This window comes from Chitinophaga varians, assembly GCF_012641275.1.
GTDB lineage: Bacteria > Bacteroidota > Bacteroidia > Chitinophagales > Chitinophagaceae > Chitinophaga > Chitinophaga varians_A.
In genome coordinates, this window is sequence record NZ_JABAIA010000001.1 from 2628189 (window position 1) to 2643581 (window position 15393).

Consider the following 15393-nt stretch of genomic DNA (forward strand, 5'->3'; position numbering starts at 1 on the left):
TTGACGGATAAAAACCTGCGGGGGGTAATTAACAAAAAGATAAACCGGCTGTTACCACAGCCAGCCACCGCTCTTTTCCATTCCTATGTAAGGGCCGTCCTCCCGCTGTTCTATGGGATAGGTTTTAAGATAATATCCTTCGCCGCTGCAGTTATGGCCATTTTTCATGCTGAACTTATAGCGGTGTATCGGACACACCACATTACCGGCAGCATCGATGAACCCATCGGCCATGATGCCGCCGGCATGCGGGCATTTATGAGCAAAAGCGTACAGTTGGCCCTGGTGCAGGGCAACACTGATCATCTTTCCGTTCACTTCCTGTGCACGGATCGCATTGTCGGCAAGTGGCAAATATCCTTCGTCCAGTTTATGCCAGGTGTACTTTTTGGCCATTAATAGAAAAATTCTGTTTTGTAGGGATAACGTTCTCTGTACAGTTGGGCTACCTTGTCCATAATGGTTTTGCGCAGCTCTTCCACATTACGTCTTTCCAGGGCGGCAATGAAAACGGTGTTGCCGTTGGTCTTGGTGTCCCAGTTCTGTTTGAGCGACTGCAGGATATCTTTTTTGATATCTTCTTCCAGCCATTTATCAAAAGTGTTGGCTTCGTACAGGTCCATCTTGTTAAAGACCATGATGGTAGGCTTGTCAAAGGCCTTCAGCTCCTGCAGTGTGCGGTTCACCACTTCTATCTGCTCTTCATATTGCGGATGGGAGATGTCTACCACATGCAAGAGGATGTCACTCTCGCGGACCTCATCCAGTGTGGATTTGAAGCTCTCTACCAGGTGATGGGGCAGCTTGCGGATAAATCCTACCGTATCGCTAAGCAGAAAAGGCGTTTGCTCAAACACTACTTTACGGGTAGTGGTATCAAGCGTGGCAAACAGCTTGTTTTCCGCGAACACCTCGCTTTTGCTGAGCATGTTCATGATGGTGCTTTTGCCCACGTTGGTATAACCTACCAGCGCTACACGGATAAATTCGCCACGTTCCTTACGCTGGGTAAGGGACTGCTTGTCTATTTCAGCCAGCCGCTTACGCAACAGGGCGATCTTATCTTTTACGATACGACGGTCCGTTTCGATCTCCGTTTCACCAGGGCCTCTGCTACCAATACCACCGCCCTGACGTTCAAGGTGGCTCCACATACCGCGCAAACGGGGCAGGATATACTGGTACTGCGCCAGCTCCACCTGCACTTTGGCCTGTGCTGTACGGGCGCGGCGGGCAAAGATGTCAAGGATAAGGTCGCTGCGGTCAATCGTTTTTACCTTCAGTACCTTTTCGATATTGGCGATCTGCGAACCTGTCAGCTCATCATCGAAGATGACCAGCGACACGTCCCTGCTGGCGATATATTGGTGAATCTCTTCCAGTTTACCTTTACCCACAAAAGTAGCCCTGTCCGGATGGGACAGTTTCTGGGTGAAGCGTTTTAACGTGGTGGCACCGGCCGTTTCCGCCAGAAACACCAGCTCGTCCAGGAACTCCTGTACCTGCCGGTCCGTCTGGTCTTTAGTGATGACCCCTACAATGACGGCTTTCTCTTCTTTTTGGACGACTTGTTTTTTTTCTATCAAAGTGCTTAAAAATTTGCTGCAAAAATACTTGTTTTTACGCAGTTGATGCCGTCCATAGATTGTTTTTTCTATTATATGAAGATGACTGCCATCACTCCGTTCATCAGAAAAATACCTCAAACCAGCAGAATCAGCAGGTAGTTTCCTACATTTAGGTGATCCAAAACATCTTGCAGATCATGTACAAACCATTTTTACTGACAGGACTATTAATTTCAACTATGGCGACAGCCCAGGACAAAATGACGCCCGAATTGCTGTGGCAGCTCGGCAGAGTCAGCGGAGAGGCCATCAGCGCCGACGGGAAGACCGTTATCTTCAGCGTGTCACAGCCCAGCCTGGCCGACAACAAGAGTGAAAGAAACCTCTATGCCGTTCCACTGACAGGCGGCGCGCCCAGACAACTGACCCAAACGCCCGGCGGAGAAGGCGATGTGGCCGTGCTCCCCGGCGGCAAAATTGGCTACTCCCTCAAAGGCCAATGGTGGGAAATGAATGCTGACGGCTCCAGCGCCGTACAGAAAACTAACGGGACCGGTGAAATGCAAAACATCAAAATTTCTCCCGATGGCAAACACATCACGTTTACCAAAGAGGTGAAAGTGAAAAAAATTTCCGGTGTAGACCACTACGCCGACCTCCCGAAATCCAACGTTCAGATCTACGATAACCTGAACTACCGCCACTGGGACACCTGGGAAGACGGTAACTTCTCCCACGTATTTTATGCTACCTATAACAACGGGGAGATAGGTACGCCGGTAGATATTATGGCCGACGAACCACACGACTGCCCGCAGATGCCACATGGCGGAGCCGAAGACCTGATATGGAGCCCCGATGGCCAAAACATCCTGTATGTGTGCAAGAAAAAATATGGTAAAGACTACGCCATCAGCACCAATACAGACATCTATGAGTACAACATCGCTACAAAAGCCACCCGCAACCTCTCTGAAGGCATGATGGGCTATGATATGGCCCCCGCCTTCAGCCAGGACGGTAAATACCTCACCTGGCTCAGCATGGCCCACGACGGGTTTGAGGCAGATAAAAATGATGTCATCCTCCTGGACCGCTCTACGGGCGCCAAAACCAACCTCACCCAAAACTGGGATGGCACCGCTTCCGCTGTGCGCTTCAGTAATGATGGCAAAAAAGTCTACTTCCTCGCCGTCCTGAAAGGCACAGAACAACTGCTGGAAATAGCCCTGCAGAAAGATCCGTCCAAAACAACGGACAAGCATATACGCCAGATCACCTCCGGTGATTTTGATATCAACGGCATGGTGGCACAGTCAGGCAACACCATGGTGGTGACCCGCACAGACATGAACCACGCGGCGGAACTGTTTACCGTTGACCTCCAGAAAGGCGGCCTGCAACAGCTGACCAACGTCAACAAAGGCACCTACGATAAAATAGGTTCCTGCAAAGTGGAAAAACGCTGGGTGAAAACTACCGACGGCAAAGAGATGCTCGTATGGGTGATCTTACCGCCGGACTTCGATCCTGCTAAAAAATATCCAACCCTGCTGTATTGCCAGGGCGGCCCTCAATCAGCCCTTTCCCAGTTCTATTCCTTCCGCTGGAATTTCCAGCTGATCGCGTCACAGGGTTACATCGTGGTAGCGCCCAACAGAAGAGGCATGCCCGGCCACGGCGTGGAATGGAATGCCTCCATCAGCAAAGACTGGGGCGGCCAGCCTATCCGCGACTACCTGAGCGCCATCGATGACGTAAGCAAAGAAAGCTATGTGGACAAAAACCGCCTCGGTGCCATCGGTGCCAGCTACGGCGGATACTCCGTATACATGCTGGCTGGCGTACACGAAAACCGCTTCAAAACCTTCATCGCCCACGATGGCCTGTTTGACCTGAAAAGCTGGTACGGCACCACCGAAGAACTGTGGTTCGCCAACTGGGACATCGGCGCTTACTGGGACCCTGCCAATGCAAAAGCATATAAGGACTTCAATCCCAGCGAACACGCCAACAAATGGAACACGCCCATCCTGATCATCCAGGGCGGTATCGATTTCCGCGTGCCCATAGAGCAGGGCCTGCAAGCCTTCCAGCTCGCGCAGCTGAAAGGCATCAAAAGCAAACTGCTCTATTTCCCTGAAGAAAACCACTGGGTGTTAAAACCACAGAACGCCATCGTATGGCAACGGGAATTCTTCAACTGGCTGAAAGAAACACTTTAAACAATTACGAATTACGAATTACGAATTAAAGGCTTATTTTTAAAACGGTTATTTAGTGACCTTTCTATAATTAAACCCTTCATTCGTAATTCGTAATTCGTAATTCCTAATTCGTAATTATTATGACCTCCCTGTTATTGGAAACCGCCAATGGCGTGGCCACCATCACGCTCAACCGCCCGGAAGTTTACAACGCATTCAATGATCCGCTCAGTTATGAACTACAGGATGCCCTCAAACAGGCAGAGAGAGACCCCGCGGTAAGGGTAGTGGTGCTGACAGGAGCAGGCAAGGCCTTTAGCAGCGGGCAAGACCTCAAAGCGTCTATGGAAGCGGGGAAACGCAACCTGAGCGAATCGCTGCAAAAACGCTACAATCCAATTATCCGCGCTATCCGTAATATGCCGAAGCCGGTTATCTGCAAACTCAATGGCGTGGCTGCCGGCGCAGGATGCTCCCTCGCACTGGCCTGCGATATGATCATCGCCAGCGAAGCTGCCACCATGATCGAGATCTTTGTGAACATCGCGCTGGTACTGGATTCCGGCTCCTCTTATTTCCTGCCGCGCACCGTAGGCTACCACCGCGCTTTTGAACTGGCCACCAAAGCCTCTAAAGTCACTGCTGCGGAAGCCCTGCAAATGGGACTGGTCAATAAAGTAGTACCGGCGGACGCACTCGATGCCGCCGTGGATGCCGAAGCTGCCTACTACGCCGCAGCCCCCACCAAAGCCATCGCGCTGATGAAAAAAATGCTCACCAAAGGCATGACTGAATCACTGGACGCTACGCTCGAATACGAAGCCTACTGCCAGGAAATTGCCGGTAACTCCACCGACAACCGGGAAGGCATCAACGCTTTCCTTGAAAAAAGAAAACCGGCATTCACCGGCAACTGATACCAAAACAATAAGCAATAAAAAACGGCCATGGTTTGATACAACCATGGCCGTTATATTTTTAACCCTGTGGACGATTACAGTCCGCTCAGGCAGATACCGATCTGATAAGGTCTGATATCCAGATCGCTGTTGTCTTTCAGCATCGGGTTCAGGGAATAGGCGCCAAACAGGGCGAAGTTGCCATAACCTACACGGGCAGTGGCAGAGAAACGCCATGGATTGAAAAAGCCTTTGTTGATGTCTTTATCCCAGTTTTTGGAACCGTTAGCACCGGTGTTGCGGCCTTTGGTATGTGCATTTACCAGTGTGCCCACTTTTACGCCCAACGCTGCTTTAAAACCTTTGTTGGCATTGTCCGGCACACTGCGGTACCGCAGCTCAATAGGAATCTCCAGGTAGGTAGTGGCTACCTTGTATTTTTTATATGCATTGCTGGCAGGGAAAGAAGCCTTGTCCGGGCTCACTTTGCCGGAAATGTCAAAAGTATGGTCTTTCAGATATACCCCGCTGGTGCTGATACCCAAACCAGCCGCCACGCTCAGGGGAGACTTCTTGAACGGGAAATCGTACATCAACGCGATATTAAAGCCCCTGTTGAAACCTGTCTTGATACTATCAGGCGCACCAGCCCAACCATCATAGGACATCTGAATCATCAGAAAATCCCGGGAATGGGTGGCCCTGCTAACTGCCTTGTTCATGGGAGAACCGCCTTCCTGTGCAAATACACCCACAGCTACAGCTATCAGGCCAAGGGTAAAAATTATTTTTTTCATAAAATATTTTAATACTTAGGAAAAAGAATATTAGGCAAATATATTGGAATGATTGTAAAAGAATTGGTTAAAATATTCCTAACCACCTCCTTTTCGGCGCGAAAGTTACATAAAAAGTCATATTGATAACTCATATTCTTTACATGTGCCACTCCCAACAAATGAACAAGATGAACAACAATAATGCTTTTTTTTAGCTAAATTTCAGGAATGAATCCTCCAATGGGGGAACTACCCCGGCCAAAACAGCAAACTAGTCTGTGAAACCAAAAGCCAGATGAGAAATATAACCCTCACCGTCATAACCCTCGTGATAGCCGTACTCATGGTACTTAGCGGCTTCATATTTTACGCCGTGACGGTACGGAAAAGGACCAACGCTGCTGCCGACTGGATACGCACCAGCCAGATAACCACTAATCAGGCCAGGGCCATCTCCATATTAGATTACAGAAGCACCGCCGGTATTAAAGACTTCCTGCTGAGCAACGGCCGCCTCATACCTCCGGAAGTACGGCTGCAGGACAGCCTCCAGCAAGCACTCCAGCGCCTGTCCGGCAATACCCACAACACCACCACCCAACAAGAACACCTCCAGGCCATACAACAACTACTGCTGCAACGCCGCCATACCAAACAACAGATCATCGCCACCGCCAATACCAACCCGGCCCAGGCAGAGGAAATGATCCTCGGCACCGCCTTCTCCGCCCAGACAGCCAGCCTCCGGAACCTGATCAATACCTACATCGATACGGAACAACAGGAACTGCTTCAACGCATCCGTAAAGATTCCTCCTATACCTCCTGGTCTTTATGGGTGACCCTCGGCCTTAGCGCCTTCATGATCATCCTCCTGATCGGGGAAGTTCGCTTTATCTTCAAACTGTCTGTAAAAATAAAAGACTGGGGCAACCAGCTGCTCAAAAGCGAACAAACCTTCAAACGCCTGGTGGAAGAAGCCGAACCAATCATCTACCAATCCACGAAACACGGCTTCTTTACCTACGTCAGCCCCCGGGCGGAAGCACTGACAGGCTATCCCAATACCACGCTGATAGGTAAACATTACTCCCTGCTCCTGGATGACAAGGAATTTGAACGGCTGAAAACCTTCTACCTGCAACAGCTGGAAAACGGGGACGAATACTCGTCGCTTCGTTTTGAAATCACCACCCGCACCGGAGAGAAAAAATGGGTGGAACAACTGGCCTATCTCATCACCGGCGAAAACGGCAGTAAGGAATTTGAATGCATCGTCCGGGACATTGACCGCGAATACCGCAAGGAACAACATGTCCAATACCTTCAGAAAAGACTGGAAGCCATTCTGGACAACATGCCGTCCATGATGTTCGTAAAAGATATGCCCGGCAACTATCTGTTGGTCAATAACCGGTTTATGGAAGTAATGGGCGTCTCCAAAGATGATATTGTAGGAAAAACCGACACAGACCTCCGCTATCCCTGGGTAGAACGGTATGCCGGCATGAGCCGAAAAGTAATGGAAACCGGCACGAGGGAAAAAACAGAAGAAACACTGACCATAGACGGCAAAACATACCATTTCCTGCTCACCATGTTTCCCCTCCGCAACGCCAGCCATGAAATGATCGGTATCTGCTGCATCGGCACCGATCTTACGGAGAAAACACTTTACCTGGAACAAGAGAAGGAAGCCCGCGAAAAAGCAGTAGAGGCGCAGAAAAGCCAGGAAACTTTCCTGGCCAACATGAGCCACGAAATACGTACCCCCATGAACGGTATCGTGGGAATGACACAACTCCTGCTACAGGAAAAAGGCCTTTCTCCCATCCAACAGGAATATGTGACCGCCATCCGGCGGTCTGCCGAAAACCTGCTGGTCATCATCAATGAAATACTCGATTTCTCTAAAATAAAAGCAGGCAAACTGGAGGTGGTCAGCGAACCGTTCAACCTCCGGGAAGTTGTCAGCAGCACCACTTTCCCGCTGCAGCTGCAAGCCAGGGAAAAGGGACTGGTCTTCAATGTCCGTACGGCGGAAAACATGCCCGTGGAACTTCTGGGCGATGCTGTACGGCTCCGTCAGATCCTCACCAACCTGATCGAAAATGCAATTAAATTCACACTCAAAGGCTATGTAACTGTCACGGTTACACTGGTATCGGCCGATAAAAATAATTCCGGCCTCCGGATAGGCTTCGAAGTAAAAGATACCGGCATCGGTATTCCCGCCGATAAACTGGACGTGATCTTCGAAAGCTTCTCCCAGAGCCACAAAGGCAATAGCCGCGACTTTGGTGGCACCGGCCTTGGGCTCACCATCTGCAAACACCTGATAGACCTGCAAAACGGCACGCTCAAAGTTGAAAGCAGCCCCGACACAGGCTCTGTATTTTACTTTGAACTGCCTTTCACAAAAAATCCTTTTCCACGGCCACAGCTGCCGGGCCAGCCGCAGCCGCAGCCACCGGCTCAACCACTGAAAGGACTGTCAGTCCTCATCGTGGAAGATAACCGCATCAACCAGCAGGTAGCCTACTACACGCTGAAGAAAGGCGGATGCTCCCGCATAGACGTTGCTGACAGCGGCATGGCCGCTCTCGAAATATTAAGTACCAAATCCTATAATTGTATCATTATGGACCTACAAATGCCGGGCATGGATGGTTATGAAACCACCCGTGCTATCCGTAACAATGGTATCAATACCAGCATTATTGCCCTCACTGCTTCTGCGCTGGATGGTGAAAGGGAACGTTGCCTGCAGGCGGGGATGAATGACTACGTGTCCAAGCCTTTTGAGAAAGAGGACCTGTTCCGGAAAATCCAGGCTTCTACCAACAACAGCGATGACCAGGGCCCGCAACCGGAACACCGCCCCGGTCCGGCTCAACAGCTGTCCACGCCAGCCGGTTCAGGCGGAAGCGGCCTGCCGCCGTCCGATCCGGCGCCCAACGAAAAACCGGCTATCAGCTTCGAGTTTATCCATTCGGCGGTAGCGGAAGATGAAGTGAAAATTGTGCTGGAAGAACTGGTGCTGTCCATGCCCGCCTACATTTCCCAAATGCGGCAATATATCGAAGAAAAAAACTGGGAGGAAGTCGGTAATCTCGCCCATCAGCTGAAAGGCAACCTGGGGTTTGTTTCCATGCACGAAGCAGTACAACTGGCGCATGAGATCAACAGGGGAGTGGTGCTCGATAACAACTATGAGGAGATCTCCCGCAAAGCCGCCAGGATAGAAGAATTATTTAACCGCTACAAACCCGATATTGAGGCACATATAGCCATCTGCCTGTGATTACTGTGCTACCGGCAGCGTAAAGTAAAACAGGCTGCCTTTGCCTTCTTCACTGGAAACGCCGATCACACCGCCCTGCGCTTCGATAAACTCTTTGGAAATGGCCAGCCCGAGGCCATTTCCTTTATGCCCCTTTACTCCCGGCACCTGGAAAAAACGCTCAAATATCCGGTCGCGAAAGGCCAGCGGTATTCCTTTGCCATAGTCCTGCACGGAAAAAGACAACATATTGGTGCCCGTGTTTTCCACCTTCAGGTCTATCGCCGATTTCAACGTAGAATAACGGATGGCATTGGTCAATAGGTTCACCAGCACCCACGCGGTTTTTTCCACATCAGCCATTACCTGGGGCAGCACTTCAGGCACGCTTTGCCGGATGGTGATCTCCCGCTGGGCCGCCTGTTTCTGCACGGTGTCCAGCGCATACTGCACAATATTCAAGGCCGTGACAGGCTGTGGTTGCAGCTGGATATTGCCACTTTCCACCTGCGACAGGTCCAGCAACTCGCCCACAATTTTGATCATCCGCTGGTTGTCCTGCTTCATGCTTTCCAGCAGCTCACGTTGTTCCGGCTTCAATGGCCCGATACGTTCATCCTCCAGCAGCTTGAGACTGAAATCGGAAGATGCCAGCGGGGTTTTTAACTCATGAGAAATAGTGGCGATAAAATGCGTTTTCGCGAGGTCCTGCTCCTTAAAAGCAGTGATATTTTTGAGGATAACGACATAGCCTATACGATTGTCTTCATGCCGGATGTCAGCTGCTTCCTGCGTAAAGAAACATTCCTTGCCGTCCACAACGATCTTCAGGGGCACATTCTCCCGGGGGTTGATCAGGAATCGCAGCAGGTCGTTCTGCTTCGCCAGCTCATCTGCCGAATGGCCTATCAGTTCTTTTTCAGGGATACTCAGCAGCTGCAGCGCCTGCGCATTGGCAAAAAGCACGGTGTTCTGGGTATCAAACCCGATGGTGGCGTCTTTCAGGCTGCTGATCACCGCTTCGGCGCGTTGTTTTTCGAAAGTGATACGGGCAATATTGCTGTGCTCATATTCATCCAGCCGCTGCGCCATGGTATTAAAAGCCGTGGCCAGTTCGCCCAGCTCATCGTTGGACTTGAAATGCAGCCGCTTGCTGTATTGTTTATTGGAAATACCCTTGATGGCTTCTGTCAGCGCATCGATAGGGTTGGCGATATAACCGGGGAAATTATACACAAAGGTGAAGCCCAGCAGGAAACATACACCGCTGATAACAGCGATATACAACAGGGCATGATCGGCCGTGCGCTTTACCAGCTCGTTCTTTCCAACGATCGCGTTCATGTTGAGGTCCATGATGTTATAGATCCCTTTCTTGATCGCCGCCACATCGGCCGGATTGGGAACACTGTCATGCTGCAGCTTGTTAAACAAAGCCGTTACCTGCGCAGTGGCTGTGCGTTCCCCCCGCTCTGTCACGTTGGCCTGTTGCTGCTTCAGGTTGGTGGCAAACTGCTGCAAGGCCTGCGTTCTGTGCTGAGGCAGGTCTTCGAGCGCTACCATCATATTCTTCGCGTACTCCAGCGACTCATAATTGTCTTTCAGGATGATCTTGGCCTTTTCTGTCAGCCGGTTCAGATAATAGTATCCCAGTACACTTACTATCAGCAGCATAATGTAGAGGAACAACACCCCCAAAGTAATCTTCGTTTTTAGCCTCAGTGTACTCATGACAGGATAATCAGATCTATATCGTTGGAAGAAAGTGTTTTCAGCAGCTGGTTAAACAGGTTGGTCCGCAAAATGATCCGGAACAAACTGATATGCGGTTTGCCGATACAGACCGTAGTGATCTGTTTATCCAGCGCTACGCGGATGATCGCATCAGAAATACGCGCATCATGTTCCTGCACAACTTCCGCGCCTAATTCTGTCGCCAGTTTCAGGTTATTGATCAGATGACGCTGTGCGGCCAGTGGTATTTTTTCAACGCTTTCGCGCGGCGTCTGTACATACAGCACAAACCAGTCTGCATGATAATAGGCCGCCAGGCGGGCGGTTTTGCGGATAACCTTGCGCGCCACTTCGTCATTGGTGGAAATACAGGCCAGGAAATTTTCATGGCGCATCTGCTGGCTGCGCGGCACTTCTGTTTCCACCTTGCGTTCTACCTGTGTGGCCACTTCTTTAAGCGCCAGTTCCCGCAACTGAAGGATTTTATCGGCCTGGAAGAAATTGCGCAGGGCAGTGTCTACTTTAGACTGGTCATAGATCTTGCCTTCTTTCAACCGTGTGATCAGCTCATCGGCAGTGAGGTCTATGTTCACTACTTCATCGGCCATTTGCAGCATACTGTCAGGCACCCGTTCTTTCACTTCCACGCCGGTAATGGCTTTCACCTCCTGGTTGATGCTCTCGATATGCTGAATGTTGACCGCCGAAATCACGTTGATGCCCGCATTCAGCAGGTCTATCACGTCCTGCCAGCGTTTTTCGTTTTTAGACCCGGGGATATTGCTGTGTGCCAGTTCATCCACCACCACCCATTCCGGCGCCAGCAGCAGGATGGTATTGAGGTCCATTTCATCCAGCATCTTGCCTTTATAGAAAACCTGCCTGCGGGGGATCGCAGGCAGGCCTTCCAGCAGGGCGTGTGTTTCGGTACGCCCGTGTGTTTCTATATATCCAATCTGGATATTGATGCCGTTCCTCAACATGGCGTGCGCTTCCTGGAGCATGCGGTAAGTCTTGCCCACGCCGGCGCTCATGCCGATGTAGATCTTGAACTTGCCCCGGCCACTGCGGTTTGCCAGGTTAAGGTAATGTTGTACGGTGTTTTCTTTTTCTGTCATGGTATATTAAAACCACACTGCCAGCGATGCCGTCAGGGCAGCATTATTGTTTTTGAGTTCTGTTCCTTTGATGAATGTTTTGTCTCTGCCGTTAAACATCCTTCCTTCAATACGAAACATCACATGGCTGACAGGGGTGAAATCCAGGTTGAGGGAATAACCGGTCGTCTGGAAGCCGTGCGGAGTCTCCGTGGCAATCACTACGCCGTCTGCATCGTTAAAGTATTCCACTCTTCCCGCTGCCGCCAGTTTATCAGTGAAAGCATAGCGGGCGATCACGATCGGCGTATACCAGTCAGACAAGCCGCTGCTGCCTTTTGCTTTCTGTTGCAGGCCATAGTCAATTCCTGCTATCAGGCTGAATTTTTCTGTTATCCCAAAGGTACCGTAAAGGTTGTTAAAATAACGCATCCGGCGGGTGCTGTCAGGGAAATCGTTGCCCACATAAGTGCTCCAGTTGAGTAACACTTTATCGGATGGCTTGAAGGTGATCTGTGTGCCGAAATCAGGTGTCTGATTACCGTCTACCCGTTTGATACGTTGCCATCCGTTGAGGTACATGGCGGCAAATGACCATTTTTCGTTGGGCGTCCAGGTCACTTTGGCTCCGGTTTCAAAGTAAGGGGAGTTTTCTGCCAGCATGCTGCGGGTGAGCGTATAGCAGTCCTTTCCGATAGCGCTTTCAAAACCGATGTGGGCGGGCATGATACCGGCATCGATCCATACGTTTTTACCAACTCTTACGCCTACGTTGGCTTCATATACATACTGGAAGATGGAAGGTTCCGCAGCCATATTATACTGAGCGTAAGTACCTGTCATCAGGGCGATATTGCCCCGAACCCTGTCGGAGTTGTAGTTGGCTTTCAGCATGGCCAGGTTGAGGTTCAGCTCATTGTGCCTGTTGAAGTTATACAGGAAACCGGGCTTGGTATGATTGGCCGGCTGATTGAAGTCATAACTGTAATAAGCTTCCGCATAACCGGAAAATGTCAGTTTACCTTTTTCCTTTTCTTTTTCTGTAGTTGGTTCGGTTTGGGCAAAGAGCGTAACCGCGGCAGCCAGAATGGCGACCAGCAATAAAGTCTTCTTCATAAAACGTATATAGGTTAAATAGATTTCCGGTGAAGTCTCACCGGAAATCATTCGTTTATTTTAGCTCGTCCAGCGCAACATTGAGCTTGAGGACATTGACAGTGGAAGGGCCCAGCATACCCAGCAAAGGTGCTTTGGTATTGGCATCTACCAGTTGTTTCAGTTTTTCAGGAGCAATACCCCTGGCTTTGGCCACGCGTGGTATCTGTATATAAGCCGCAGCAGGAGAGAGGTGCGGGTCGAGGCCGCTGGCGGAAGCTGTCACCAGTTCTGCCGGGATATCGGCTTTTTTCACGTCCGGATTGTGTGCCAGGAAAGTGTCGATTCTTTCCGCCACGGTTTTCAGGTAATCCGGATTGCCAGGCGCTTTGTTGGAGCCGCCGGAGCCGGCAGCATTGTAATCTACCGTGCTGGGGCGGGACCAGAAATACTTATCGTCTGTGAATTTCTGTCCTATATTTTCATACCCTACTACTTTTCCATTATGCGTTACCGTTACCCCGCCGCCTTTACCGGGCGCCATTTTGGCGATACCGGCAATGATGAGCGGGTAGATGCCTGCCAGCAGCACCAGCAGGAGAACGGTCAGTTTAATAGAGGGCAGGAGATACTTTTTCATCTTCTTAATTTTTTCTTTTGACTACATAAAGAGAGCGATCAGCATATCAATCAGTTTGATACCGATGAAAGGAGCGACCACGCCGCCCACACCGTATATCAGCAGATTCCGGCGAAGCAGTGCGCTGGCGCCGATAGGCTTGTAAGCCACACCGCGCAATGCCAGCGGAATAAGCATAGGGATAATGATCGCGTTGAAGATCACAGCGCTGAGAATAGCTGTTTCAGGGCTGTGCAGCTTCATGATATTGATACCCTGCAAGGCAGGGATAGAGGCTACGAAAAGTGCCGGTACGATAGCAAAATATTTCGCGACGTCGTTGGCGATAGAGAAAGTGGTGAGGGTACCGCGTGTCATCAGCAGTTGTTTTCCGATTTCCACGATCTCAATCAGCTTGGTAGGGTCGTTGTCCAGGTCCACCATGTTACCGGCTTCTTTGGCCGCCTGGGTGCCGCTATTCATAGCTACGCCTACGTCTGCCTGTGCCAGTGCCGGCGCATCGTTGGTACCGTCGCCCATCATGGCCACGAGGCGGCCTTCCTGTTGCTCTTTGCGGATATACGTCATCTTGTCTTCCGGCTTGGCTTCCGCGATGAAGTCGTCCACGCCGGCTTTGGTAGCGATATATTTGGCGGTGAGCGGGTTGTCGCCGGTTACCATCACGGTTTTCACACCCATTTTACGCAGGCGTTCAAAACGTTCGCTGATACCGGGTTTGATGATGTCCTGCAGCTCTATGACGCCCTGTACTTTGCTGTTGAGGGCCACTACCAGCGGGGTACCGCCATCGCGGGAGATAGCTTCCACCCGGGCTTGTGTGTCTTCCGGGAAATGGAAGCCTTCTTTTTCGGTGAGCTTTCTGATGGCATCATAAGCGCCTTTGCGGATACGGTTGCCATCGGCCAGATCGATACCGCTGCTGCGGGTTTCGGCGGTGAATTTCACAAGGCTGGCGCCGTTCACGGTCAGTTTGCTGACGATGTCTTTACCGGCCAGTTCCACGATGGACTTACCTTCAGGTGTTTCGTCAGACAGGGAGCTGAGGGCGCACAGTCTGATAAATTCTTCCGGTGCATGGCCATTGGAAGGGTAGAAGTTGGTGGCTTTCCGGTTACCGATGGTGATGGTACCGGTTTTGTCCAGCAGCAGCACGTCGATGTCGCCGGCTGTTTCCACAGCTTTACCGGATTTGGTGATCACGTTGGCACGCAGGGCGCGGTCCATGCCTGCAATACCAATAGCGGAAAGCAGGCCACCGATGGTAGTGGGGATCAGACAGACAAACAGGGAGATAAAAGCGGCGATGGTGATCGGTGTCTGTGCGTAGTCCGCGAATGGTTTCAGGGTCACACATACAATGATGAACACGAGGGTGAAGCTGGCCAACAGGATCGTCAACGCTATCTCGTTCGGTGTTTTCTGACGGCTGGCGCCTTCTACCAGAGCGATCATTTTATCGAGGAATGATTCGCCCGGTTCGGTGGTCACCCGTACTTTGATATGGTCAGACAGTACTTTGGTACCGCCTACAACACTGGATTTGTCGCCGCCGGCTTCACGGATCACCGGTGCAGATTCACCGGTGATAGCTGATTCGTCGATGCTGGCGAGGCCCTGAACGATCTCCCCGTCGGCCGGAATGATATCACCCGGATCACAAACGAAGATATCGCCTTTGCGCAGCGCGGAAGAAGAAATCACTTTGATTTCGTTGGTGAAAATTTCTCCTATCAGCTCTATCTTTTTGGCCGGTGTTTCCTCTCTGGTGCGGCGAAGGCTCTCTGCCTGCGCTTTACCGCGCGCTTCTGCAATGGCTTCTGCGAAGTTGGCAAACAGCACGGTGAGGAAGAGTATGAAAAAGACGGTGAAGTTATAAGCCGCACTACCCTGATCAGTATTTTTGGTAAAGGCAGCGTACAGGGCAACAATCAGCATCACCACGGTACCTATCTCCACGGTAAACATCACCGGGTTTTTGATCATCAGTCTCGGATTCAGTTTCACGAAGGACTGCTTCAGGCTTTGCATCACCTGCTCCTTCGGAAACAATGTATTATCTCTTTTCTTCATGGTAATTGTTCATTATGGTTT

At 50.8% G+C, this 15393-nt stretch carries 11 protein-coding genes; 3 read left to right on the plus strand and 8 right to left on the minus strand.

Translation table 11 applies throughout. The annotated features are described in order from the left end of the window. Positions 1-51: 51 nt before the first annotated feature. Both HGH92_RS10665 and hflX read right to left on the minus strand, forming a co-directional pair. Positions 52-396 (minus strand): Rieske (2Fe-2S) protein, encoded by a 345-nt coding sequence (locus HGH92_RS10665; RefSeq protein ID WP_168870700.1) that lies wholly within the window; start codon positions 394-396, stop codon positions 52-54. Next, positions 396-1586 (minus strand): GTPase HflX, encoded by a 1191-nt coding sequence (gene hflX, locus HGH92_RS10670; RefSeq protein ID WP_168870701.1) that lies wholly within the window; start codon positions 1584-1586, stop codon positions 396-398. Before hflX ends, HGH92_RS10665 begins: the two co-directional genes overlap by 1 nt. Positions 1587-1807: 221 nt before the next feature. Between hflX and HGH92_RS10675 the strand changes: the two genes are divergently transcribed. Beyond that, positions 1808-3793: a S9 family peptidase gene (locus tag HGH92_RS10675; RefSeq protein ID WP_247654865.1), complete on the plus strand. Its 1986-nt coding sequence runs from the start codon at positions 1808-1810 to the stop codon at positions 3791-3793. 122 nt (positions 3794-3915) lie between these two features. Beyond that, a complete protein-coding gene (locus HGH92_RS10680) occupies positions 3916-4692 on the plus strand; it encodes an enoyl-CoA hydratase-related protein (RefSeq protein ID WP_168870703.1) in 777 nt (258 codons plus the stop codon). 77 nt (positions 4693-4769) lie between these two features. Here the strand turns inward: HGH92_RS10680 and HGH92_RS10685 are convergent, their stop codons facing one another. Further along, positions 4770-5471 carry a porin family protein gene (locus tag HGH92_RS10685; protein WP_168870704.1) on the minus strand — a complete coding sequence of 234 codons (702 nt, stop codon included), beginning with the start codon at positions 5469-5471 and terminating at the stop codon, positions 4770-4772. A gap of 277 nt (positions 5472-5748) precedes the next feature. Here HGH92_RS10685 and HGH92_RS10690 point away from each other — a divergent pair, with 277 nt between their 5' ends. Then, the gene (locus HGH92_RS10690; protein ID WP_168870705.1) at positions 5749-8757 is read left to right on the plus strand and encodes a PAS domain S-box protein; all 3009 of its coding nucleotides are present in this window, start codon (positions 5749-5751) and stop codon (positions 8755-8757) included. On the opposite strand, the gene HGH92_RS10695 is transcribed toward HGH92_RS10690, so the two are convergent. The 5 genes from HGH92_RS10695 to kdpB are packed head-to-tail and all read right to left on the minus strand — an operon-like array spanning position 8758 to position 15372. Beyond that, positions 8758-10467, minus strand: a complete 1710-nt coding sequence (locus HGH92_RS10695; protein ID WP_168870706.1) for an ATP-binding protein — start codon at positions 10465-10467, stop codon at positions 8758-8760. Then, a complete protein-coding gene (locus HGH92_RS10700) occupies positions 10464-11588 on the minus strand; it encodes a sensor protein KdpD (protein WP_168870707.1) in 1125 nt (374 codons plus the stop codon). The genes HGH92_RS10695 and HGH92_RS10700 overlap by 4 nt, the downstream gene beginning before the upstream one ends. A 6-nt stretch (positions 11589-11594) precedes the next feature. Further along, a complete protein-coding gene (locus HGH92_RS10705; RefSeq protein ID WP_168870708.1) occupies positions 11595-12683 on the minus strand; it encodes a porin in 1089 nt (362 codons plus the stop codon). A gap of 55 nt (positions 12684-12738) precedes the next feature. Beyond that, positions 12739-13302 carry a K(+)-transporting ATPase subunit C gene (locus tag HGH92_RS10710; RefSeq protein WP_168870709.1) on the minus strand — a complete coding sequence of 188 codons (564 nt, stop codon included), beginning with the start codon at positions 13300-13302 and terminating at the stop codon, positions 12739-12741. A 21-nt stretch (positions 13303-13323) separates the two neighbouring features. Further along, on the minus strand, positions 13324-15372 hold the full coding sequence (kdpB, locus tag HGH92_RS10715) for a potassium-transporting ATPase subunit KdpB (RefSeq protein WP_168870710.1): 2049 nt from the start codon (positions 15370-15372) through the stop codon (positions 13324-13326). Between the last annotated feature and the right edge of the window lie 21 nt (positions 15373-15393).